At 67.3% G+C, this 23,282-nt stretch carries 24 protein-coding genes and 1 pseudogene; 9 read left to right on the top strand and 16 right to left on the bottom strand.

All coding sequences use genetic code 11. From position 1 onward, the window contains the following. Positions 1–34: 34 nt before the first annotated feature. Positions 35–1,954, top strand: a complete 1,920-nt coding sequence (locus FB459_RS04290; RefSeq protein ID WP_141927574.1) for a helicase-associated domain-containing protein — start codon at positions 35–37, stop codon at positions 1,952–1,954. Between the two features lie 115 nt (positions 1,955–2,069). Here FB459_RS04290 and FB459_RS04285 read toward each other — a convergent pair whose 3' ends face one another. Continuing rightward, positions 2,070–2,885, bottom strand: coding sequence for a helix-turn-helix domain-containing protein (locus tag FB459_RS04285; RefSeq protein WP_141927573.1), 816 nt, complete (start codon positions 2,883–2,885; stop codon positions 2,070–2,072). A 74-nt stretch (positions 2,886–2,959) separates the two neighbouring features. Between FB459_RS04285 and FB459_RS04280 the strand changes: the two genes are divergently transcribed. Together FB459_RS04280 and FB459_RS04275 are read left to right on the top strand one after the other, a co-directional pair. Continuing rightward, positions 2,960–3,499 (top strand): maleylpyruvate isomerase family mycothiol-dependent enzyme, encoded by a 540-nt coding sequence (locus tag FB459_RS04280; protein WP_129625237.1) that lies wholly within the window; start codon positions 2,960–2,962, stop codon positions 3,497–3,499. Positions 3,500–3,528: 29 nt separating this feature from the next. Further along, positions 3,529–3,945 (top strand): ATP-binding protein, encoded by a 417-nt coding sequence (locus tag FB459_RS04275; protein WP_141927572.1) that lies wholly within the window; start codon positions 3,529–3,531, stop codon positions 3,943–3,945. On the opposite strand, the gene FB459_RS04270 is transcribed toward FB459_RS04275, so the two are convergent. The 3 genes from FB459_RS04270 to FB459_RS04260 all read right to left on the bottom strand — a co-directional run bounded on the left by FB459_RS04270 (position 3,942) and on the right by FB459_RS04260 (position 7,257). Next, entirely contained in the window at positions 3,942–4,283 is a 342-nt protein-coding gene (locus FB459_RS04270) for a DUF2200 domain-containing protein (RefSeq protein WP_141927571.1), read from the bottom strand. The genes FB459_RS04275 and FB459_RS04270 overlap by 4 nt on opposite strands. After that, complete coding sequence (locus tag FB459_RS04265) at positions 4,283–6,232, bottom strand: M13 family metallopeptidase (protein ID WP_141927570.1); 1,950 nt, start codon at positions 6,230–6,232, stop codon at positions 4,283–4,285. The genes FB459_RS04270 and FB459_RS04265 overlap by 1 nt, the downstream gene beginning before the upstream one ends. A gap of 92 nt (positions 6,233–6,324) precedes the next feature. After that, a complete protein-coding gene (locus FB459_RS04260) occupies positions 6,325–7,257 on the bottom strand; it encodes a hydroxymethylglutaryl-CoA lyase (RefSeq protein WP_141927569.1) in 933 nt (310 codons plus the stop codon). 78 nt (positions 7,258–7,335) lie between these two features. Between FB459_RS04260 and FB459_RS04255 the strand changes: the two genes are divergently transcribed. Then, positions 7,336–8,988 carry a DNA repair helicase XPB gene (locus FB459_RS04255; RefSeq protein ID WP_141927568.1) on the top strand — a complete coding sequence of 551 codons (1,653 nt, stop codon included), beginning with the start codon at positions 7,336–7,338 and terminating at the stop codon, positions 8,986–8,988. A gap of 56 nt (positions 8,989–9,044) precedes the next feature. Here the strand turns inward: FB459_RS04255 and FB459_RS04250 are convergent, their stop codons facing one another. Then, a complete protein-coding gene (locus FB459_RS04250) occupies positions 9,045–10,523 on the bottom strand; it encodes an NCS2 family permease (protein ID WP_141927567.1) in 1,479 nt (492 codons plus the stop codon). A gap of 53 nt (positions 10,524–10,576) precedes the next feature. Between FB459_RS04250 and FB459_RS04245 the strand changes: the two genes are divergently transcribed. Beyond that, a complete protein-coding gene (locus FB459_RS04245; RefSeq protein ID WP_239702435.1) occupies positions 10,577–10,816 on the top strand; it encodes a DUF2530 domain-containing protein in 240 nt (79 codons plus the stop codon). Positions 10,817–10,869: 53 nt separating this feature from the next. Here FB459_RS04245 and FB459_RS04240 read toward each other — a convergent pair whose 3' ends face one another. Then, entirely contained in the window at positions 10,870–11,517 is a 648-nt protein-coding gene (locus FB459_RS04240; RefSeq protein WP_141927566.1) for a response regulator, read from the bottom strand. Further along, positions 11,495–12,847: a sensor histidine kinase gene (locus FB459_RS04235; protein ID WP_170221688.1), complete on the bottom strand. Its 1,353-nt coding sequence runs from the start codon at positions 12,845–12,847 to the stop codon at positions 11,495–11,497. Before FB459_RS04235 ends, FB459_RS04240 begins: the two co-directional genes overlap by 23 nt. A 152-nt stretch (positions 12,848–12,999) precedes the next feature. Between FB459_RS04235 and zwf the strand changes: the two genes are divergently transcribed. Continuing rightward, positions 13,000–14,436 (top strand): glucose-6-phosphate dehydrogenase, encoded by a 1,437-nt coding sequence (gene zwf, locus FB459_RS04230; RefSeq protein ID WP_141927564.1) that lies wholly within the window; start codon positions 13,000–13,002, stop codon positions 14,434–14,436. A 75-nt stretch (positions 14,437–14,511) separates the two neighbouring features. Here zwf and FB459_RS04225 read toward each other — a convergent pair whose 3' ends face one another. The 6 genes from FB459_RS04225 to FB459_RS04205 form a co-directional block, all read right to left on the bottom strand. Beyond that, positions 14,512–15,309 carry a DUF3027 domain-containing protein gene (locus tag FB459_RS04225; RefSeq protein WP_141927563.1) on the bottom strand — a complete coding sequence of 266 codons (798 nt, stop codon included), beginning with the start codon at positions 15,307–15,309 and terminating at the stop codon, positions 14,512–14,514. Next, positions 15,309–15,692: a cold-shock protein gene (locus FB459_RS04220; RefSeq protein WP_129625228.1), complete on the bottom strand. Its 384-nt coding sequence runs from the start codon at positions 15,690–15,692 to the stop codon at positions 15,309–15,311. Before FB459_RS04220 ends, FB459_RS04225 begins: the two co-directional genes overlap by 1 nt. A gap of 133 nt (positions 15,693–15,825) precedes the next feature. Beyond that, positions 15,826–16,470 carry a hypothetical protein gene (locus FB459_RS04215; protein ID WP_141927562.1) on the bottom strand — a complete coding sequence of 215 codons (645 nt, stop codon included), beginning with the start codon at positions 16,468–16,470 and terminating at the stop codon, positions 15,826–15,828. A 111-nt stretch (positions 16,471–16,581) separates the two neighbouring features. Next, on the bottom strand, positions 16,582–16,746 hold the full coding sequence (locus FB459_RS17140) for a hypothetical protein (RefSeq protein ID WP_170221677.1): 165 nt from the start codon (positions 16,744–16,746) through the stop codon (positions 16,582–16,584). A gap of 100 nt (positions 16,747–16,846) precedes the next feature. Continuing rightward, positions 16,847–17,971, bottom strand: a complete 1,125-nt coding sequence (locus FB459_RS04210) for an ABC transporter permease (RefSeq protein ID WP_141927561.1) — start codon at positions 17,969–17,971, stop codon at positions 16,847–16,849. Positions 17,972–18,068: 97 nt separating this feature from the next. Next, entirely contained in the window at positions 18,069–18,971 is a 903-nt protein-coding gene (locus FB459_RS04205; RefSeq protein ID WP_129625225.1) for an ABC transporter ATP-binding protein, read from the bottom strand. A 64-nt stretch (positions 18,972–19,035) separates the two neighbouring features. On the opposite strand from FB459_RS04205, the pseudogene FB459_RS18110 reads away from it, so the two are divergent. After that, positions 19,036–19,191: pseudogene (locus FB459_RS18110) on the top strand (helix-turn-helix domain-containing protein); the annotation flags it as partial. Here the strand turns inward: FB459_RS18110 and FB459_RS04195 are convergent. Next, positions 19,192–20,145 (bottom strand): 1,4-dihydroxy-2-naphthoyl-CoA synthase, encoded by a 954-nt coding sequence (locus FB459_RS04195; RefSeq protein WP_141927560.1) that lies wholly within the window; start codon positions 20,143–20,145, stop codon positions 19,192–19,194. 322 nt (positions 20,146–20,467) lie between these two features. Here FB459_RS04195 and FB459_RS04190 point away from each other — a divergent pair, with 322 nt between their 5' ends. Both FB459_RS04190 and FB459_RS17135 read left to right on the top strand, forming a co-directional pair. Then, complete coding sequence (locus tag FB459_RS04190; protein ID WP_246092311.1) at positions 20,468–21,457, top strand: o-succinylbenzoate synthase; 990 nt, start codon at positions 20,468–20,470, stop codon at positions 21,455–21,457. After that, positions 21,457–21,603: a hypothetical protein gene (locus tag FB459_RS17135; RefSeq protein WP_170221614.1), complete on the top strand. Its 147-nt coding sequence runs from the start codon at positions 21,457–21,459 to the stop codon at positions 21,601–21,603. Before FB459_RS04190 ends, FB459_RS17135 begins: the two co-directional genes overlap by 1 nt. A 91-nt stretch (positions 21,604–21,694) precedes the next feature. Here FB459_RS17135 and FB459_RS04185 read toward each other — a convergent pair whose 3' ends face one another. Both FB459_RS04185 and FB459_RS04180 read right to left on the bottom strand, forming a co-directional pair. Continuing rightward, on the bottom strand, positions 21,695–22,483 hold the full coding sequence (locus tag FB459_RS04185) for an inositol monophosphatase family protein (protein WP_141927558.1): 789 nt from the start codon (positions 22,481–22,483) through the stop codon (positions 21,695–21,697). A 25-nt stretch (positions 22,484–22,508) separates the two neighbouring features. After that, positions 22,509–23,252 (bottom strand): SDR family NAD(P)-dependent oxidoreductase, encoded by a 744-nt coding sequence (locus FB459_RS04180; protein ID WP_141927557.1) that lies wholly within the window; start codon positions 23,250–23,252, stop codon positions 22,509–22,511. Positions 23,253–23,282 lie beyond the last annotated feature (30 nt).

Raw genomic sequence — 23,282 nt, 5'->3', positions numbered from 1 at the left:
GCCGTCGTACGCACGGGATGACTAACGTGGTCTGGTGCCCACCCACCGCAGCCTCGCCGACGACGTCCGGTCCAGGACACCGCAAGAACTGCGCGATCTTGTCGTGGCCCGGCCCGATCTGCTTCACCCCGGCACGTCCGACCTGACCGGGCTGGCGGCACGAGCCGCGACCCGCAGCAGTGTGCAACGTGCCGTGGACGCCCTGCCCGCTGACGCCTTGCGCGTCCTGGACGCCCTGGTTGCTTCGTCGGGTGAGCTTGCGGGCGCAGCGGCCCGCCTGGCTGTCGAGGTCGATGCCATCACCGACTTCGCGGACGACCTGTGGACCCGGGCACTGGTGTGGCGCAACGGTGACCGGTTGACCGCAACCCGCGAGGTCGCCCAGCTCCTCGCCGAAGTCGATCTGGACCAGGCCCCGTTCCACCACCCCGTGGTCGGGACACCCGGGGGCAGCCAGAAGGCCGCCGACGCGCACGCCGGACATGCGGCGCTCGACCTGGTGTGGCAGGTCGAGGCGCTCGCCGAACACTGGGAAGCGGCGCCGCCACGAGTGATGAGCAAGGGCGGGGTGTCCGTCCGCGACCACAAGGGTCTCGCCGGGCATCTCGACACGACGATCGAACACAGCGCATTCATCGCCGAACTCGCCCACGCTGCAGGGCTGCTCGCACCCGACGCAGAGATCGATCCGACCTGGTTGCCCACCCCCGCCTACGACGACTGGCTACAGGAGCCGCCCGCCTCGCGTTGGGTCGCGCTCGCTCGGGCGTGGTGGACAATGCTGCGCGCGCCGTCCCTCGTCGCGTCCAGAGACCCGGGCGGGTCGGTCGTCAATCTGCTCGGGGATGCTTCCGTGTGGCCGATGATGCGCCAGCGCAGACACGACGTGCTGTCGGTGCTCCTCGACCTGTCCGCTGAGGTCGCGGTGTCGGTGGACGACGTCGATGTCCTGTTGCGCTGGCACCGCCCCCTGCGCCTGCCGCCCGGGGTACCGACTCGCGCGGATGCCGCTGTGCAAGAGGCGGAATGGTTGGGACTGGTCGCCGACGGACGACTGAGTTCGGTCGGACGAGCCCTGGCCGCCGACCGGCTGGACGACTCCGTGGCCGCGCCGCTGTTGCCCGCACTGATCGATCACGTTCTCGTGCAGGCTGATCTGACGGCGATCGCGCCCGGCCCGCTGACGGACGATCTGCGACGCCTCATGCACACCGTGGGCGACGTCGAATCTCGCGGTGGGGCAACTGTTTTCCGGATCACCGACCGCTCGATGAACCGAGCGCTCGATGCAGGGCATTCGGCTGCCGGCCTGCGCGAACAGTTGCGCTCCGCGAGTCTCACCCCGTTGCCGCAGTCGCTCGAGTACCTGATCGACGACGCCGCACGACGGCACGGCGTGACTCGCGTTGGGGCTGCATCGTCGTACGTGCGTAGTGATGACGAGTCACTACTGAACGCGCTCGTGGCCGACTCGGCCGCAGAACCGTTGCAACTGCTGCGAATTGCCCCGACCGTCCTGGTCTCGCGGCTGCCGGCTGCTCGACTTCTCAATCTCCTGCGCGAGATCGGCTACTCCACCCTCGCCGAGGACGCGTCCGGCGCCGTGACCGTCATCGGCAGTGAACCCGCCCGGGCGCCGTCGCCCCGTCCGTCCGCGTCCGTCACCCGCACCACGGTCGAGGCGTCGGCCGCGGAGCAGTTCGTCGAGAAACTACTGCAGACGTCCGGGACCGAAGCCCCGGCCACCGGCGACCCGGCAGTGACCGTCGACGTGCTGTTGGACGCGGCGGCCACCGGCGTGCCCGTCCGGGTCGGCTATGTCGACACATCGGGCAACATCCGACGGATCACAATGCGTCCGCGCTCGGTGGACGCAGGACGGGTGACCGGTACCGTCGGCGAGAACGTCCGGACGATCAGCGTGCACCGCATCACTGCCGTCGCGCCCGCTTGATGCGGAACGACGGCAGGTAGTCGGTCAGACGCACGGGGTGTCGAGGTCCGCGCGGGTCGGGATGCGAGCAGATCTCGAGACCCCGCGCCCCTGTCAGCGATGCGCGGTGACCCAGCTAGTCGGCGGCTGCGTTCATCCGAGCGAACTCGCCAGGCGTCATTCCGGTCGCCGTCTTGAAGTCGCGCGAGAAGTGCGCCTGGTCGGCGTAACCGAGCACGGCGGCGACGTCCGCCAACGACCCCGAACTCTCACGCAGGCGATCGGCCGCCTCGTGCAACCGGCGACGACGGATCAACCAGAGCGGCGTCAACCCCAGCCGCCGGTTGCACAAACGCTGCAGCGAGCGCTCGTTCAAGTCGAAGCGGCGACACAGTTCCACGACGCTCGTGATCGACAGGTCCGTCTCCGCGGCCTCGGTCAGGTCGTTGATCAGCAATGACTCCTCGTCGAGGGGCAGCAGTGGCTCGAGCCGCTCCTGCACCAGCGTTCGTCCCTCCGCATGGGCGCCGATATCGTCCGGGTCAGCAGCCATCAGTTCGCGCAGCTTCACCGTGAGTCCCGGGAACACCTCATCCAACTCGATGGACTGATCGGTGATCGTGCTGACCGGGCGGCCGAGTAGCAGCGACCCTGCGGCCGGAGTGAACATCGCACCGAACCCCCACGATCCGCCCTCCAGCACCGTCCTCGACAGACCACGCGTCGGGCCGCCGAAGCGCGAGTACGCAGGCGTCGTGATGAGCAGACAGACGGGGTACTGCAGCACCTTCTGCACCGACTGCTCCGGCGCCGGCACGTCCCACACCGGAATCCAAAAGCGACGCAGCAGACCGCGCAGATGCTCAGGCGCCCCGTAGCGATGAATCGTGAACGAGCGGTCGGACGGGTCGCGCAGGTGAGCGCGCTCAATGTCGTCCGCGGCTCTGGCCATGTGTCGGAAATTATCAAGACCGGCCCGCGCACGCTGCCCTAACGTCACGATCAAGATCGACGAAGGAGAAGGTCATGACACAGATCCAGCAGACCTGGACCCGGCACGAAGAACCGTTCAGCAAGGTCGTCGCCTCGGTCACCGACTGGGACGCCGCGAGCCCGTGCGAGGGGTGGAGCGCCCGCGATGTGTTGCACCACGTCATGGAGACCGAGCGTGACTTCCTCGGCAATCAGGGCCACGAACTCCCCGCAGCGGCAACGGCTGAGGATCCCGCCGCTGCGTGGCGCGAGCACAACCAGGCGGTGACCGACCTGCTCGGCGATCAGTCAGTCGCGGACAAGCAGTTCGACGGTTACTTCGGACCGACCACCGTCGGCGAGACCCTCGCCCGTTTCTACGGCTTCGACCTGCTCGTGCACCGCTGGGATCTCGCCCGATCGCAGGGCACCGACGAGCAGTTCACGGACGCCGAGCTCGACGAGATCGACTCTGCTGTGGACGGATTCGGTGATCATGCGTACGTTCCCGGAATCTTCGCCGACCCGGTGAAGGTGCCCGAGGACACAGACCGCACCACCAAGGTGCTCGCCCGCACCGGCCGGAAGGTCTGATCCCACGGCGGTGGTGAACACTGGCCCGCATGGCTTCGTTGTTCTACCTCGTGGGTCCGCCCGCTGTCGGAAAACTCACGGTCGCCCGGTGCCTCGAACAGCGCACCGGCGCGATCGTGGTCGACAACCACCTGATCAACGACCCGGTCTTCGTGCCGATGGGCGTGCACCGCGGCGAAGGCATCGAAGCGACGAACAAGCTACGAGGACGCGTTCTCGACATCGTGCACGAAGCGATCCGGCTCGCACCGACGCGGTTCAGCTACGTCCTCACCCACTGGCTGCCTACAAGCCCGAGAACTCCGAACTGGTCGAGCGGGTGCGCGCGTTGGCCGCAGCCGGGCAGGCGCGGTTCGTTCCCGTGTGGCTCACCACTGATGCCGAGACCCTCGCGGGGCGGGTCACGGAGCCGGATCGTCCAGCACGTCGAGCGGCGCGATCGCTAAGATCTGAGCACCTTCTCCATCGGCCGGCCCTTCGCCAACTCGTCGACCAACTTGTCGAGGTAGTGGATCTCGCGCATCAGCGGGTCCTCGACTTCCTGCACCTTCACCCCGCACACCGAGCCGGTGATCTGCGAGACGTTCGGGTTGACCGACGCCTCAGCGAAGAACTCCTCGAAGGTCGTCTCGTCGGCGAGGTGCTTGTCGAGAGACGCCGCGTCGAAGCCGGTGAGCCACTCGATCACCTCGCGCAGCTCGGCCTCGGTACGGCCCTTCTTCTCGACCTTCGTCACGTAGTGCGGATACACCGACGCGACGCTGGTGGTGAAGATGCGCGACATCAGAAGATCCGCACCTGGTCCTCGGGCGCGAGGTACATGCCGTCGCCCGGCTGCACGTCGAACGCCTCATGGAACTCGCGCAGGTTCCGTGCGACGTTCGCGCGGCAGTTGGCCGGCGCGTGCGGGTCGATCGCGATCAGACGCTTCGCCTCGTCCGGACGCGCCTTGCCGCACCACACCTGGCTCCACCCGAGGAAGAAACGCTGATCACCGGTGAATCCGTCCAGTTCCGGAGCCGGATTCTCCTCCTGCGCAATGGAATACGCCTTGTAGCCGATCGTCAGACCACCGAGGTCGCCGATGTTCTCGCCGACGGTCAGTTCGCCGTTGACCTTGATGTCGGGGGCATCGGCCGGTGACTCCTGGTCGAACTGGTCGATGAGCTTCTGGGCACGCTCCTCAAAACGCTCGCGGTCTTCCGGGGTCCACCAGTCGGTGAGCGAACCGTCGCCGTCGAAGCGCGAACCCTGGTCATCGAAGCCGTGCCCGATCTCGTGACCGATCACAGCACCGATGCCGCCGTAGTTGACCGCGTCGTCCGCGTCGACGTCGAAGAAGGGCGGCTGCAGGATCGCGGCCGGGAAGACGATCTCGTTCATCATCGGGTGGTAGTACGCGTTGACCGTCTGCGGGGTCATCAACCACTCGGTGCGATCGATCGGCTGACCGATGCGGCCGAGCTGACGGTTGAGTTCGAACTCGGCCGACCGAGCAAGGTTTCCCAGCAGGTCGTCCGCGTCGATCTCGAGCGCGCAGTAGTCACGCCACTTGTCCGGGTAACCGATCTTCGGGGTGAACTGCGCCAGCTTTCCGAGCGCGCGTTCACGAGTCGCGGGCGACATCCATTCGAGGCTCTCGAAGTCGCGGCGGTACGCCTCGATGAGGTTCGCGACGAGTTCCTCCATGCGCTCCTTGGCGCGCGGCGGGAAATGCTCGTCGACGTACAACTGCCCGACGACCTCACCGATGCACGACTCGACGACCGCGACGCCGCGCTTCCACCGCTCCTTCAATTTCGGGGTGCCGCTGAGCACCCTGCCGTTGAACGCGAAGCTCTCGTCGACGATGTCCTGATGGAGGTACGCCGCCTGGTCGCTGATGACCATCCACGACAGCCACGCTTTCCAGTCGTCCAGGTCGTGGTCGACCAATGCGGTGGACAGACCGGACAGGTACGACGGTTCTCCGACGACCACGTCCGCGAATGCTCCGGACGGCGCCCCGATCCCGGAAACCCAAGCATCCCAATCGAACTCGGGGGCCAGATCCTTCAGTTCGGCGAACGAGTGCTTGTTGTAGGTCTTCAGAGCGTCGCGGGTCGAGACGACGTCCCAGTGATGAGTCGCGAGGCGGGTCTCCAGCGCGAACACACAGCGCGCGAAATCGGCAGGATCGGGGACGCGCGCCAACTCGGCCATCCGCTCGAGATGCCCCTGGTACTTCTCGCGCACCTCGGCGTACTTGTCCTCGCGGTAGTACGACTCGTCCGGCAGGCCGAGACCACTCTGCGTGAGGTAGGCGATGTACTTGTCCGGGTCCTTGGCGTCGGCGGTGACGTAGAAGGCGATCGCGCTCCACACTCCGCGACGGGTGAGTTCGCCCATGAGCCCGGCCAGCTGGCTCGTCGACCGCAAACCGCGGATCTGCTCCAGCCGCGGCTGGATCGGGTCGGCACCGGCGGCCTCGATCGACTCGGTGTTCATGAACGAGGTGAACAGGTCACCGACCTTGCGCTCCCCCGTGCCGGGCTCGGCGTCGGAGGCGGCGGCCCGCTCGATGATCACTCGGACAGCTGCCTCGGACGCCTCGCGCAGCGCGTCGAAGGTGCCGTACCGCGCACGGTCGTCGGGAATCTCGGTGCTGCGGACCCAGTGATTGTTGACGAACCCGAACAGGTCGTCCTGCACGCGGGTTTCGGAATCGAAGGTCGAAGTCAGGCCAGAACGCATACGTCGACCCTAACTCCGCCGAGTGGCCGGGCTATGGACGAGTGGCCGGGATATCGCCCGGCCACCTGTTCATAGCCCGGCCACTCGGTGGGTCAGGCAGTGCCGAGGGCGCGGACGACGCGGGACGGCGACGGGCGGCCGAGTTGGTCGGCCATCCAGACACTGGTGGCGACGAGTTTGTCGAGGTCGACCCCGGTCTCGATGCCGAGTCCGCGACACATCCACACGAGGTCCTCAGTGGCCAGGTTGCCGGTCGCCGACTTCGCGTAGGGGCACCCACCCAGTCCGCCGGTGGACGCATCCACCACGCGGACCCCGTGCTGCAGCGCGACGAGCGTGTTCGACAGCGCCTGCCCGTAGGTGTCGTGGAAATGGACGCCGATCCGGTCGACCCCGATTCCGCTGTCTCCCAACGCATCCAGTAGCCGAGCAACATGACCCGGGGTACCGACTCCGATGGTGTCGCCGATGCTGAGTTGATCGCAGCCGAGCTCCATCAGGCGCGCGCAGACGTCGACGACCTGCTCGATCGGCACCGGCCCTTCCCACGGGTCGCCGAAGCACATGGAGACGTACCCGCGCACCCACAGGTCGTCGTCCTTGGCCCGCTTCACCACGGGCGCGAACATGTCGAGTGATTCCGCGATCGAGCGGTTGAGGTTCTTCCGGGCGAAGGTCTCCGTGGCCGAGCCGAACACCGCGATCGACTTCACCCCGGCGGCGAGCGCGTTGTCGAGACCCCGCTCGTTCGGCACCAGTACCGGCCGGGTCGGACGGCGTGCCTCCTGCCCCAGCGAGTCCACCAGTTCGGTCGCGTCGGCCAACTGCGGGATCCAGGACGGCGGGACGAAGCTGGTCGTCTCGATCGTGTCGAGGCCGGCGTCGATCATCCGGCGGATGAACTCGGCCTTCACCGCGGTGGGCACGACACTCTTCTCGTTCTGCAGTCCGTCGCGAGCACCGACCTCGTAGATCGTGATGCTGTCGGGCAATCCGTCGGCTGGTTCGACCATCGGCAGGCTCATGTGAGCATCGTCTCACCCACCGTCCGCGCCCTGAACCCGTCGGGAATCGGCGCGCTTCCCGCCTGGTTAGCCTGAAACGTGCCCACCGACGTCCCCGGACCCCTCATCGTCCAGAGCGACAAGACCGTCCTGCTCGAAGTCGACCACCCGCTCGCCCGCGAAGCACGCGCTGCGATCGCGCCGTTCGCCGAGTTGGAACGTGCGCCCGAGCACATCCACACCTACCGGGTGACGCCGCTCGGCCTGTGGAACGCGCGCGCCGCCGGACACGACGCCGAACAGGTGGTGGACGCGCTCGTCCGGTACAGCCGCTACCCGGTGCCGAACGCGCTGCTCATCGACCTCGCCGAGACTATGGACCGCTACGGACGCCTGACCCTGCGCAAGCAGGACATCGCCGGCGAACAGAAGCTCGTGCTGGTGACGACCGACCGGGCAGTGCTCACGGAAGTGTTGCGCAACAAGAAGATTCAGCCACTCGTCGGCGACCGGATCGACGACGACAGCGTTCTGGTGCACCCGTCCGAACGAGGCGCGATCAAGCAGCAACTCATCAAGCTCGGCTGGCCCGCCGAGGACGAAGCCGGCTACGTCGACGGCGAGGCGCACCCGATCGAACTGGCCGAGGACGGCTGGAGTCTGCGCGATTACCAGCAGCACGCGGTGGACGGTTTCTGGCACGGCGGCTCCGGCGTCGTCGTGCTCCCGTGCGGCGCCGGCAAGACCCTCGTCGGCGCGGGTGCCATGGCGAAGTCGCGCACCACCACGTTGATCCTGGTGACCAACACGGTGAGCGCTCGGCAATGGAAGGACGAACTGCTGCGCCGCACCTCCCTCACCGAGGACGAGATCGGCGAGTACAGCGGGGCCCGCAAGGAGATCCGGCCGGTCACCATTGCGACCTACCAGGTGCTGACCCTGAAGCGGAAGGGCGTGCACCCGCACCTGGAACTGCTGGACTGCCGCGACTGGGGGCTCATCGTCTACGACGAGGTGCACCTGCTGCCCGCGCCGATCTTCCGGATGACCGCTGACCTGCAGGCCCGTCGCCGCCTCGGTCTCACCGCGACGTTGGTACGTGAGGACGGGCGTGAAGAGGACGTCTTCAGCCTCATCGGCCCCAAGCGTTTCGATGCGCCGTGGAAGGAGATCGAGGCGCAGGGCTACATCGCGCCCGCCGACTGCGTCGAGGTGCGGGTCAGTCTGTCCGAGAGCGAGCGCTTGGCGTACGCGTCCAGCGATGCGGACGAGCGCTACCGGTTCGCGTCCTGTGCACCGGTGAAGGACAAGGTCGTCCAGCAGCTCGTCGACAAGCACCGCGGTGAACCGACCCTGGTCATCGGCCAGTACCTCGACCAACTGGAGTCGCTCGCCGGACGCCTGGACGCCGACCTGATCACCGGCGAGACGTCGGTTTCGGTGCGGCAGAAGCTGTTCCAGCAGTTCCGCGACGGTGAGATCTCGTTGCTGGTGGTCAGCAAGGTGGCGAACTTCTCGATCGACCTGCCGGAGGCGTCCGTCGCGATCCAGGTCAGCGGCACCTTCGGTTCACGCCAGGAGGAAGCGCAACGCCTCGGACGCGTGCTGCGCCCGAAGACCGACGGACGCACCGCGCATTTCTACACGGTCGTCACCCGCGACACCGTGGACGCCGACTTCGCCGCCCACCGGCAGCGCTTCCTGGCCGAACAGGGCTACGCCTACCGGATCACCGACGCCGAGGACCTGTAAACGTCATGAGGGACGGGGCATGGTTGCCCCGTCCCTCATGACACTCGGTCGCGCGGTCAGTTGACCCCGAAGATCTGACGGATCGGGTCGATCGCGAAGTACAGGAAGAAGCAGAACGAGATGATCCACAGGATCACCGGGATCTCACGCCACTTGCCCTTGATGATCTTGATCAGCAGGTAGGCGAGCGTGCCCGCACCGATACCGACGGTGATCGAGTAGGTCAGCGGCATGAGCGCGATGGTCAGGAACGCCGGCAGCGCGATATCGATGTCGCGCCAGTTGATCTCGCCGACCTCCTGCATCATCAGGAAGCCCACGAAGACCAGTGCCGGGGCGGCCGCCTCGTGCGGGATCACCTCGACCAGCGGCGCGAGGAAGGTCGCGAACAGGAACAGGACGCCGGTGACGACGGACGCCAGGCCGGTGCGGGCACCGTCGCCGACGCCGGACGCCGATTCGATGTAGCCGGTGTTCGAGCTGACTCCGCCCAGACCGCCGGCGGCAGCGGCCACGGAGTCGACGACCAGGATCTTCTGGGTGTCGTGCGGGGCGCCGTCCTCGTCCAGCAGGTCACCCTTCGCCCCGATGGCGGTCATCGTGCCCATGGTGTCGAAGAAGTCGGCGAGGATCAGCGAGAAGATGATCAGCGCGGCCGCGATGACACCGATCTTGGCGAAGCCGCCGAACATGTCGACCTGACCGACGAGCGAGAAGTCCGGTGTCGATACGACCTGGTCCGGAACGGCCGGGACGTTCAGTGACCAGGTGCGGTCGTTGGTCGGCTTGCCGTCGACGGAGCGGGGGCCGATCTTGGCGATCGACTCGATGATGATCGCCAGGACGGTGGCCGAGACGATCGCGATCAACAGCGCGCCGGTCACCTTGCGGACGTACAGCGCGAGCAGTAGCAGGAACCCGACGATGAACACGACGATCGGCCAACCCTGCAGGCGCCCGTCGATGCCGAGCTGAACGGGCGTACCGGCGCCGGCGCGCGAGAAGCCCGCGTCGAACAGGCCGATGAAAGCGATGAACAGTCCGATACCGACCGAGATCGCGGTCTTCATCTGTCCCGGCAGGGCTCGGAACGCCGCGACCCGGAAGCCGGAGATGACCAGCAGGAGAATTAGGATGCCTTCCCAGACGACCAACCCCATCGCTGCTTTCCAGGTCATGTCGGGAAGCGCCGCGACACCGAACGCGACGAACGCGTTGAGCCCGAGGCCTGCGGCGATCGACATCGGGAAGTTCGCGACCACGCCCATCAGGATCGACATGACTCCGGCGACCAGTGCGGTGCACGCGGCGACCATCGCCAGGTTCGGAGCCGAGCCGCCACCGAGGAACTGGCCGGTTCCGTCCTTGACCGTGCCGATGATCAACGGGTTCAGCGCGATGATGTATGCCATCGTGAAGAAGGTGACGAATCCTCCCCGCACCTCCCGGGCGAGCGTCGAACCTCTTTCGGAGATCTTGAAGTAGCGGTCGAAACCGCTGACCGGGGCGGGTTTCACGGGGGTGCTGGTCGACATGCCCGCGAGACTAGGCCCGGGCGCCGGTCCGCGTCACCGGTACGCTACTAATCGTGACCCACGACGCATCCGACGAGCCGATCGCGGTCGAACCGATGCGGGTCGACATGAACAAGGTGACCCTCGGCGGAGTGGCCGTCTGGACCGTCGCCCTGATCGTCATTCTCGTGGTGCCGAGTCTGCGCTCCGGCGAGCGCAGCTGGTGGCCCTGGACGCCGGTGTTCGGCATCGCACTCGGCCTGATCGGCTACTTCTACGTGCGCCGCGGACGCGGCAACGCGTCCGCCGCCTGACCCGTCCCTCGCTTTCGTGGGGTCACGTTTCAGGCGGTTTCGTTGACCAAAGGTCAGTCGGACCCGCGCAGGTAAGCCAACACAGCGAGCACCCGTCGGTGCCCGGCTGAGTCGTCCGGCGACAGACCGAGCTTGGCGAAGATCCGCTGGGTGTGTTTTTCCACCGCTCCCCCGGTGACGAACAACCGCCCCGCGATCGAACCGTTCGAGAGCCCCTGCGCCATCAGTTCGAGCACCTGTCGTTCACGCGGGGTCAGCGACTGGACGGGGTCCTTCGCCCGCACCATGAGCTGCGAGACGACGTCCGGGTCGAGGACGGTGCCGCCTGCGGCGACCTGGTCGATCGCGGCGAGGAACTCGTCGATGTCGCCGATGCGGTCCTTGAGCAGGTATCCGACGCCGGCCGCTCCGGACGCCAGCAACTGATCGGCGTACGCCTGCACGACGTACTGCGACAGGACGACGATTCGGGCCTCCGGCCACGCCTGTCGGATCTCGACCGCAGCACGCAGACCGTCGTCCGAACCTGTGGGCGGCATCCGGACGTCGGTGATCACCAGATCGGGACGCTCCCGCAACGCCGCCTCGACGAGGGTCGGTGCGTCGCCGACGTCGGCCGCGACCTGGTGACCGGCATCGGTGAGGATCAGCTGGACGCCCTCGCGCAGCAGCGTCGAGTCATCGGCGAGCACGATCCGCATCAGTACACCTTCGTCCGTGGGGAATGAGAGCCAGCAGTGTGGTCGGGCCACCTGTGGGTGAGTCCACCGACAGCCTGCCGTCCACCGAACGCAGCCGCTCGGCCAGCCCCCGCAGGCCGCTGCCCTTGGCCAGGTCCGCGCCGCCGACACCGTCGTCCGTCACGGCGACGACGAGTTCATGGTGATCGACAGTCAGTTCGACGTAGGCGTTGCGAGCGCCGCTGTGCTTGGCGACGTTCGTGAGTGCCTCGCTGATCACGTAATAGGCGGCCTGTTCCACGTGCGACGGCAGGACGCCGCGCTCCTCGGGAAGGTTCGTGGTCAGTGAGACCGGGACGGTGGGACGAGCGGCTGCCTGGCGCACCGCGGCGACGAGTCCGAGCTCGGTGAGGGTGGGTGGAGCGATACCGCGGGACAGCGCTCGCAGTTCCTCCAGCGTGTCCTGCGTGCTGACGATTGCAGCCCGGATCGATTCTGCCGCAGGTGAATCCGAGCCCAACTGTCGTTCGATGCGGGCGAGGTCGACCTTCAGACGGACCAACCGCTGCTGTGGTCCGTCGTGGATGTCACGCTCGAGACGAGCCAGCTGATCGGTCTCGGCCGACCGCCCGGCGTCGCGGCTGGAGCGCAACTGTTCGATGACCTGCTGCTGCGACCGGCTGGACAGGATGGCGCGGGAGGCGAGGCTCTGCAGATGCGCCAGACCGACCGTCACGTAGGGCGCGATCATCAGCAGCAGGATCCCGAAGACGACTTCGACCACCGCCTGAGCTCCGTAGGAGGTGAACCCGAAGATCAACCCCGCGAGCGACCCGCTGCCGTCCTGCGGCAACGCCCAGCCCCACGCCGGCCAGAACACGAGGCCGATGACGGTGCCCCACAGGGTGATCAGGATGATCCAGGTGATCGTCGAGATCACCCAGCCGACCGCGGACCACACCGCGTCCAGCCAACGCTGCGGGTCGCGTACCAGCGTCCACGCCTTGGCGACCATCGAATCGTCCTGGCGCAGTGGGTAGTACGCACCGTGGGCGTCGTCCACCCCCTGGAAGCGGCGCAGCAGGCGCCGCTCGGTCTGTGCCGCCCAGGACGCGACGAGCAGCGCCACCGGGACGGCGACCGGCGCCAGGACGACGCTGCTGACCATTCCGAAGAACATGCAGGCGAGCGCGAACGCCAGCAGCGCGACCGGCCAAGACAGGAACAGGTACGCCGCGTCACCGGGAAGACGCCGCAGCACGTCGCGAGGGGTCGGAATCCGCTGACGAGTATGGTGCGTCGTCGACATGAGTGTCTTCTCGGCCGAGGTCGGTAACTGTGTCGTCATCATGTCATCGACGCTATGGACCGCCGAGCGGCGGCCACATCCCGTGCTCTGGCCAACGCTGTGTCGGGGCAGCCCGACACCTCCGAGAACGCAGCGACGCATTTCACCTGCTGCGGGCTCGCGACAGCCGTGCCGGGAGGGGCAGACTGGGCGGCATGTCGGAACGGCCCACAACCATCGTCCTGTTCGGAGCCACCGGAGACCTCGCCCGCCGCAAGCTGCTTCCCGGCCTGCTGCACCTGTGGGGCAGCGGACTGCTCAACGATGTGCGCGTCGTCGGCACCTCGCTCGATGACCACACGCGGGAGAGTTTCGTCGAGTTCGCGCAGCAGGCGATCGCCGAGTTCTCCTCCCGCAAGGAGGCACGGAAGGATTTCCAGGAGTTTGCGAAGAGGCTCTACTTCGTGCGCAGCGATGCCGGCCCGGAAGCGTTGAAAGCCGTTGTCGCAGAAGCGGAACAGGGGTACGACGGCGACTCGCGCCCGCGTCGACTGCACTACCTGAGCGTCCCGCCGAAGGCTGCGCTCTCGGTGATCCAGACGCTCGCCGCCGCCGATCTTGTGGCGTACAGCCGCGTGGTGATGGAGAAGCCGTTCGGCACCGACCTCGCGACGGCGGTGGAGTTGAACAAGAAGCTGCACGAGGTGTTCGCCGAGGAACAGATCTTCCGCATCGACCACTTCCTGGGCAAGGAGGCGGCGCTCAACATCCTGGCCTTCCGGTTCGCCAACGGCTTGTTCGAGCCGATCTGGCACCGCAACCACATCGACCACATCCAGATCGACGTGCCCGAGACCCTCGGCCTGGAAACCCGCGCGGCGTTCTACGAGGCGACCGGTGCGTACCGCGACATGGTCGTCACCCACCTGTTCCAGGTGCTCGCCTTCACCGCGATGGAGCCGCCGACGTCACTGGAACCGCAAGCCATCACCGAGGAGAAGAACAAGGTCTTCCGGTCGATGATGCCGATCCAGCCCGAGAACGTCGTGCGCGGTCAGTTCCAGGGGTACCGCGATCTGGACGGGGTGGCCCCCGAATCGGAGACCGAGACCTTCATCGCGCTCAAGTGCTACATCGACAACTGGCGCTGGGCCGGCGTCCCGTTCTACCTGCGCACCGGCAAGCGCCTGGCGCAGGGCCAGCGCATCATCTCGATCGCGTTCAAGGAGCCGCCGAAGTCGATGTTCCCGGCCGGCTCCGGAGTGAGCCAGCACGGCCCCGACCACCTGACCTTCGACCTGGCCGACCAATCGCGAATGTCGTTGTCGTTCTATGGAAAACGACCCGGTACCGGCTTCCGTCTGGACAAGCACTCGATGCAGTTTGCGATGCAGGAGTCGACCGGTTCGGCGGCAGCACTGGAGGCCTACGAGCGTCTGATCTACGACGCGGTGCGCGGCGACCACACGCTGTTCACGACGTCCGAGGGCATCGAACGTCTCTGGGAGGTCAGCCAGCCGCTGCTGGACAACCCGCCCCCGGTGCGCCCCTACGGGCAGGGCAGTTGGGGTCCGAACCAGATCCACCAACTGGTCGCACCCACTGCGTGGCGCCTGCCGTTCGAGCGGGAGTGGCGCGAGCCGACGGCCTGACTCGAGACGGACCAGCAACGAGCAAGGGCGAGCTGCAATCCCAGGTCGCCCTTCTCAGGTGAATCTGCTTGCTGCTCAGCCCTGTTCGACATCGACGGCGAAGTCGTCGAGCACGGGCGGCTCGATCTTCTCCGGTGTCGGGGCCTCTTCGTGGATCTCGCTGTGGGCACCGCACCCGTGGTCGAGGGAGACGACGGTGCCGTCGCTCGGCGACCATTCGTTGGTGCAGACACCGAAGCAGCGACGCAGCGCGCCGGCCATCGGCAGGAAGTAACCGCATCCGCTGCAGTTGCCCTTGGCCTGTGCCGCGACCGCGGCGCGCGGGCCGTGCTCGCCGTCGTACCAGCGGGTGGCAGCAGCCTCGCGTCCTTCACGCGACAGCACGCGCGGACGGCCGAGGCCGAGTTCGAAGAACGCCATGTGGTCGACGTCCTCGTCGCCCGTCGCCTCGAAGCCGGGCTCGAGGTTGGGGTCGTCGGCGATGTAGGGCATGACATCGCCCGGGCCGACATCACCGGGGGCCAGTCGCTCGGCGTAGGGCAGCCACTCGGGCGCCAGCACCGCGTCGTCACCGGGCAGCAGGTTGGTCTCGCAGACGGTCGCGACCTTCGCCCGCGGCGCACGAGCGACCGCGATCGCCCAGCGCCACCCGCGGTAGCCCTTGTTGGTGCAGGTGAAGTAATGCATCGCCAGACGCTCGCCGAGCATGACCGCGCCCTCGTGATCGCCGACCGTGTTCGGGGTCGCGATCGAGACGGCTGCTTCACGGGCGAGGTCGACGGCGTCGAACAGCACCTTGTCCGGCTTCGGCGCGGCGCTCTTGCGCGCCGTTCGGCGCGGGGCCGCTGCCCTGGTCGTGGTGTCGGCCGGCATCAGACGTCCAGGTTGTCCGCGACGGCGCGCAGCACCGAGGCGACCTTCGCCGAGTGGGAGCTGTCGGGGTACCGGCCCTTGCGCAGACCGTTGCCGACACCGTCGAGCAGCTTGATGAGGTCCTCGACGATGATCGCCATGTCGTCGGCCGGTTTGCGGTGACGGGCGGCCAGCGACGGCGCCGGGTCGAGCAGGGTGACAGTCATCGCCTGCGCACCACGTCGCCCTTCGACGATGGAGTACTCCAGGCGGGTGCCGCTCTTCAGGGTGGTCGTGCCGGCGGGCAGGGCACTGGAGGGCAGGAAGACATCCTTGCCGTCGTCGCCGGAGACGAATCCGAACCCCTTGTCCGCGTCGAAGAACTTCACTTTGCCGCTGGGCACGTCACACCTGCTTGCTGATCAGTTTCGGAAAATGCGTCGCCTGCGGGCGCGCAGGGCCGACGGCCAAAGGTTAACGCGTCCGGCGCCTTTCCTCCGAACTCGATTCACCGTCGCCGGACGGACGAACGGCGGATCACCAGCGCGGCTGGTTGTTCCACTGGCCCATCTGCTGCTGCATGCGGAACTGCGAGCGCTCCTTGCCGGAGTTGACCAGCTTGACGATGCCGATGATCAGCATGATGAGGCCGAGGATCCCGATGATGGTGGCGCCGATGAGGCCGCCGCCGATCCCCCAGGCAGCCTTCGTGGCGGCTTCACTGGCCTGGTCACCGTCCGGCACGATGGCCGAGGCGCTGCCGCAGTCGACGGCGTGATCGCCCGCCTCCTGGGCGGTGAAGCTACCGGCCGAGCCGTAGCGGCCGCCGTCGCGCGTCCAACTGGTGTTGCCGGTCGCGCTCGACACCGGCACGTCGGCACCGGACGGTGAGGTGACCTTGCACGCGGGCACGGAGTCGCCGAGGGTGGAGTCGGTCTCGATGCCGGAGTCCGACGACGATGCGCCGACGTAGGCGTAGATGTCGCGGGTCTGTCCGGCCGACATGGGGACGCTCCCACCGCTGGTGACCATCGGGGCCGACTGCACCAGGTCGACGGCACCCTTCACCCCGAACACGGTGCCGACGACGAACGCCGCCGGAGCGAGCACCAGCATCATCACGGCGCCCACGATGGTGAGGGCAAGACCTCGGCGCTTGGGTTCTCCGGCGTAGTTAGACATGACTTCCTCCCTGGTCGCATCGGGGCAACTCTGTGCCCTGCGGTCGGACGCGACAGTGGCGAATCCGTTCCGCGAAACCAGCCTAAGCTGCGCGCTCCCCGACGCCGGGACCTACTCGGTGGGAGTGCGGCGCCTGCGACGTTCGGCCGCCGGGCGTTCGGGCCGGTAGGCATGTTGGCGGTGCTCGGCGCGCCGATCCATCAGGGCACGTACACCGATCGCTGCGAGTCCGAGGACGCACAGCGCGAGAATGACGTAGAGGATCGTGTTTCCCACGCGTTCGAGGTTACGCAGCACGGGTGCACAACGGTCCACAACGAAGCGTCCGACCGGTGTGGGGCGGGCCACGCCGACCGGATGCTTCGACGCCGATGGCTCAGTCCTCCCAGCGGAAGATCTTCGCTGCGATGAGCGTGAAGGCGGCGGCGAAGGCGAGCAGGATCGCCATCGGCATCAGCGCGGCGGTCGGTCCCTCGCCACGCACCATCACGTCCAACATTCCTTCGGTGAGGTGACCCATCGGCAGGAAGTTCGCAACGGTCTTGAGCCATGCCGGCGCGAAGTCGAGCGGAATGAACGCTCCGCCGAGGAAGGACATCGGCAGGACGATGAGGTTTGCGAGGCCGGACGCCGCCTCCTCGCTCTTGGAGACCGAACCGGCGATCAGTCCGATCGCCATGAACACAAGCATTCCGCACAGCGCGAGCGGCAGCGCCATGTACCAGGAACCGGTCAGCTTCAGGCCGAACACCGCCATGGCGACCGCGATGAAGAGCACGAACTGCAGCACCGCGATGACCATCGAGACCACGACACGGGAGGCCACGAGGTCCCAGGTGTTCGTCGGGGTCAGCCGCATCCGGCGCAGCAGCTTGGTCTTGCGCCAGTTGACCAGGGTCATGGCGCCGCCGAACGTGCCACCCATCGCGAGCGCGAACCCGAGCAGGCCGGGGGTGAGGTACTGGATCGGTTTGAGGGAGGCGTCCTCGACCGGCTGAGCCTGCAGCGACACCGCTGGTTTCACGCCGGCGATCGCAAGGTTCGACCGGTCGACGAACGAACTCACCGTGCCCTGGACGGTGGCGGCCCGCACCTGGTCGGCGCTGGAGTAGTGCAGCACCAGACCGCCACCGGTCTGTTCGAGGACGGCGTCGGTGTCGCCCTTCTTCAGCTTGGCCAGAGCGGCATCACGATCGGAAGTCTTGGTGACCTCGAACAGTTCGTCCCACTGCTTCTTGGCGTCGGCCGGCATACGGTCGACGAACTGCACCGAACCGACCTGCGTCATCTCGGTCTTGGGGGCATCACCGGACGAACCGTTCAGCACCCCGAACAGCAGCAGGAAGGCCAGCGGGAACGCCAGCATCCAGAACAGGATCTGCTTGTCGCGGATGAACGCCTTCCACTGCGCCCGAGCCAGCGTGGCGAAACCCTTGGGCTTGCCCAGCTGGGTGCGGCCGGTCTGTTCGGGAGCCCGAGTCTCTTCGGTGGTGTGACTCATGAGCAGCACTCCCTTTCTCCGGTCACTCCACCATCGGTGCCGGGGCCCCCGCGAAGTATCGGAGCGAGGTACGAGCGGAGAACTTCGTGGGGTGAGTTCACGCGCGGTACTCCCGTCCGGTGAGTTCGAGGAAGACGTCCTCGAGGCTGGCTCCGCTGACCCCGACGCCGGCGAGTGCCTTGCGTTCGGCGAGGGCGGTGAGCACGGGCGCCGGATCGTCGGTGATCATCGTGAGGGATTCACCGGTGTCCTCGACCGAGTGGACACCACCGATCGCGGCCGCATCCGGAACGGACATGAGATCGCGGTCGATGGTGATCTTGTGCGGCGCGTTGATGTGCGCGATGAGAGCGCGTGGGCTGTCGACGGTGAGGATGCGTCCGTGGTCCATGATCGCCACCTGGTCGCACAGCGACTGCGCCTCGTCCATGTAGTGCGTGGTGAGGACGACGGTGCGGCCCTCGGCGTTGATGCCGCGCAGGGCGTCCCAGAGGTTGCGGCGTGCTTGTGGGTCGAGCGCTGCGGTCGGTTCGTCGAGGAAGACGACCTGCGGGTCGTGCACCAGAGCGCAGGCGATGGACAGCCGCTGGGACTGGCCACCCGACAGGTCCTCGGTGAGCGTGCCCGCCTTCTGCGTCAGACCGAACTGCTCGAGCAGAGCGTCGCAGCGCGACTCGGGTGCACCGTACAGATCGGCGAACGCCCGGATCTGTTCTCTTGCAGTCAGTTTCGGGAAGAAAGCGGCCGACTGGAACTGGACGCCGATCTTGGTGAGGATCTCGGTGTTGCGCGGCCACACCTCCACCCCGGCGATGCGCGCCGTCCCGGCGTCCGGTTTGCGGATGCCCTCGATGATCTCCAGCAGTGTGGTCTTCCCGGCACCGTTCGGGCCGAGAATGCCGAAGAAGGATCCCTCCTCGACGGTCAGGTCGACGTTGTCGACGGCCTGATGATCTCCGTACCTCTTGGACAGGCCTGTGGCCTCGATGATCTCCCCCATGTGAACACCCTAGGAAAACTGTGCGGCACGGGGTCGGACGGGGGCGCTACCGGCGCGTCAGTGGCGCCTGGGCTTCGCTGCCGACCTGCTGCACGAACCATCGATGACGATCGCAGCGATCGCCCGAAGGGTCGGCTATGCGAGCCCGTACAGCCTCAGCGCCGCATTCAAGAAGGAGTACGGCGTGAGCCCGCAGCACTATCGGCAAGCGCGGGCCTGATCAGAAGTACCACGGGAAGGGTGACCAGTCCGGGTCCCGCTTCTCCAGGAACTGGTCGCGCCCCTCGACCGCTTCGTCGGTCATGTACGCCAACCGGGTCGCCTCACCTGCGAACACCTGCTGGCCCATCAGACCGTCATCGGTGAGGTTGAACGCGAACTTCAACATCCGTTGTGCCTGAGGCGATTTGCCCATGATCTCGCGGGCCGCCTGGAGCGCTTCGTCCTCGAGTTCAGCGTGGTCGGCGACGATGTTGACCGCGCCCATGCGGTGCATGTCCTGCGCGCTGTAGGGCCGGCCGAGGAAGAAGATCTCACGGGCGAACTTCTGGCCGACCATCTTGGCCAGGTACGCCGACCCGTAGCCGGCGTCGAAGGAGCCGACGTCGGCGTCCGTCTGCTTGAAGCGGGCGTGCTCGCGGGAGGCGATCGTCAGGTCGCAGACGACGTGCAGCGAGTGACCGCCGCCGGCCGCCCAGCCGCCGACGACCGCGATGACGATCTTGGGCATGGTGCGGATCAGGCGCTGCACCTCGAGGATGTGCAGACGTCCGCCCTCGGCCTTGACGCGGCGTTCGTCGACGGTGTCCGCGGTCTCGCCGTCCGCGTACTGGTAGCCCGAACGACCTCGGATGCGCTGGTCACCGCCGGAACAGAACGACCACTTGCCGGCAGCACCGGATCCCTGCGGGCCGGGCCCGTTGCCGGTCAGCAGGACGACGCCGACGTCCGCGGTGCGGCGTGCGTGGTCGAGAGCCCGGTACAGCTCATCGACGGTGTGCGGCCGGAACGCGTTCAGCACCTCCGGACGGTCGAACGCGATGCGCACGCAACCGAGGTCCTTCGCGCGGTGGTAGGTGATGTCGGTGAAGTCGAACCCGTCGACCGGCTCCCACAGTTCGGGACGGAAGGGGTTGGCGCTGGTCTGCTCACTCACCCGACCGACCCTAGTCATTCCGGTCACCGACGGCGGCTGTGCCTCACGTACAGGCCGGCGCCGGCGCACAGGATGTTGCCGGCCACGACTGCAGGGAGCGACTAAGGGGTGATTCGCGCCGCGCGGATCCACCCAGCAAGGATCACCAGCCAGAGGATCGATACTCCGGCCGGGGTTCCGGCGGGGGCGAACCACCATCGGGCAGGCCCGTCATCGCCACGAAACCGGCAGCCATCATCGCGATCCCGCAGATCGCCGGTGCACCACCGTGCGGACGTACCGATGACTGTGCGGCTGCCTCCCCTGTTCACGCATGCCGCGATGTTGTCATGATGATGAGGTGAACCTTCCGGGCCCCGACGACCTCATCGCGGCACTGCACGTCGTGTCACTCCCGCTCAACACACGGTTCCGCGGGGTCGACCACCGTGAGGTCGCGCTGTTCGACGGACCTTCCGGGTGGGGCGAGTTCGGTCCGTTCCTGGAGTACGCCCCCGAGGAATCATCCAGGTGGCTGGCTGCGGCGATCGAGACGGGCTGGCACGGATTCCCTGAGGCGGTACGCGATTCGGTACCGGTCAACGCGACCGTTCCCGCCGTCGCCGACCACGAGGTGGAGTACGTGCTGGCGCGGTACGACGGGTGCCGCACCGCGAAGGTCAAGGTCGCCGAACGCGGTCAGTCACTGACCGACGACCTGGCCCGCGTCGCTGCGACCCGCGTGGTGATGGGTCCGGACGCCCGCATCCGGGTCGATGCCAACGGCGGCTGGACGGTGGACGACGCCCTGGACGCGATCGCCCAGCTCGCCCCGTACGGCCTGGAGTACGTGGAGCAGCCCTGCACCCGGGTCGAGGACCTCGCCGCTCTGCGAGTGGCATTGGCCCGCAACGGGATCGACGTCCTGGTCGCAGCGGACGAGTCGATCCGCAAGGCCGAGGATCCGTTCCGGGTCAAGGAACTGGACGCTGCTGACGTCGCGGTCGTCAAGGTCGCTCCGCTCGGTGGCGTCCGGAACGCCCTCCGGGTCGCCGAACAGATCGAGCTGCCCGTCGTCGTGTCGTCGGCGCTCGAGAGCAGTGTCGGCATGTCGGCGGGAGTCGCATTCGCAGCCGCGCTTCCGGACCTGCCGTTCGCGTGCGGCCTGGGAACGATCGAACTGTTCGACGCAGACGTGGTCACCGATTCCGTCGTGCCGCACGATGGTTCGCTTTCCGTCCGGACAGTCACTCCGGAACCGGAACTGCTCGACCGGTGGGCGGCGTCTCCCGACCGCATCCAGTGGTGGAAGCGACGCGTCCAGGACGCCTACATGCATCTGCCCCGCTGATGGCTCGCTCACGCAAGGCGAAGGTCACCGACGTCCACGAGATTGCCGCCGGCATGCCGCACACGACCTGCACCGACGGCCGCGTCTACCAGGTGGGCGGAAAGTCGTTCGTCTTCTTCCGCACCGAACGTCCGGACGCCGGTTGACTGGCTGAAAGCGTCCGGCCTCAGCGTAAGCTGAGCAACCCCAAAGTCGGTAAGAAGGGCGCGTTGACCCGCGCGTTCTGCGGCCTTTCGGTCAGGCTGTCGCGGCCGAGTGCCTGGCGAGCTCGCAGCGCACCCGGTCGAAGGTGGTGCGATCGCCGGCCGCGAGGAGCGGGGTCTGCAAAGAGGTCGGGTCGTAGGGCGAACCGTCCGCATACCCGACGGTTCCTCCGGTCTCGGCCAGCAGAAGCGAGCCGGGCGCGTGGTCCCAGGGCATCGAGCCGCCGTACAGCAGGAAGTCGGCGTCACCGGCCGCCAGCTGCGGGTAGTCGACTCCGCAGCAGACCCACGACAGCTTCAGCGGCGGCAGGTCACCGATCTGCTCGTTCAGCAGCGAGCGTCGGGACGTGTGTCCGGAAAGCGTCTCCTGGTCGCGTTCCACCGATTCCAGTCGAATGCCGTTGCGGAAGGCTCCCACCCCGCGCTCGGCGACGTACGCCGTCCGGTATTCCGGCTGCCAGATGATCCCGCGCACCACCTCGCGTCCGCGCATCTCGGCGACCATCAACGCGTGATCGGGAGAACCGTTGACGAAGTTCTTCGTGCCGTCGATCGGGTCGACCGTGAACCAGTGATCTGCGTCCGGGGTGCGCTTGAGGATCGACGGCTCGGCCGCGACGGCTTCCTCGCCGACGATCAACGCGTCCGGGTAGGCGTCCGTGAGGCGGGCGGCGATCGCCAGTTCCGACTCGCGGTCGGCGACGGTCACCAGGTCGCCCGGGTTCTTCTCCATCACCTCGTGCGCGGCGAGGGATCTGAATCGAGGGGTGACGATCTCGGCGGCGACTTCCTGCAACAGGCCCAGCAACTGGTCGTTGTCCACGCGGCCATTGTGCCGGTCGGCCGGATCAGCCGGTGCGGTGGACCTTGTGCGCAGCCGCCTGCGCCCGCGGGCGGACCACGAGTTGGTCGATGTTCACGTGCTCGGGCAGGGATGCGACCCATACGACGGTGTCGGCGATGTCGTCCTGCGACAGCGGTGCCTCGACCCCGTCGTAGACCGCTTCGGCCTTCGTCGCGTCGCCGTGGAAACGGACCAGCGAGAACTCGTCCGACTTGACCATGCCCGGATCGATCTCGCAGACCCGCACCGGCTGGTCGACCAGCTCCAGGCGCAGCGCCATCATCAGCGAGCGGACGGCGGCCTTCACACCGCAGTAGCCGGCGCCGCCCTCGTACGCGACCAGCCCGGCCACCGAGCCGATGGTGATGATCGCGCCGTGCGCGTTCTTCAGAGCCGGCAACAGGGCCTGGATGGACGCAGCCACGCCGATCACGTTGGTGTCGTACATCGCCCGCCACTCCTCGAGCTTGGCGTCGGCGACATGCTCGGTACCGATCGCTCCGCCGGCGTTGGCGACGAGGACGTCGAGCCGGTCGCCGACCTCGTCGGCCAATCGCTCGATGTCCTCGGGCTCGGTCACGTCACAGGTGACGGCTCGGCCGCCGATCTGCGCCGCGAGTTCCTCGATGCGCTCGGTGCGGCGCGCCGCGCAGATCACCTCGAACCCGTCCGCCGCGAGCCGTCGGGCCGTCGCCCGTCCGATGCCGCTGCTCGCCCCGGTCACCACTGCCAGTCGCTTGTCAGCCATGGGCACAGGCTAGGGAGAAGCGGCGGGACG

The organism is Yimella lutea, assembly GCF_006715095.1.
GTDB lineage: Bacteria > Actinomycetota > Actinomycetes > Actinomycetales > Dermatophilaceae > Yimella > Yimella lutea.
Note: the sequence above shows the minus strand (reverse complement) of the source record. Positions and strands in the feature narration are given on the sequence as shown.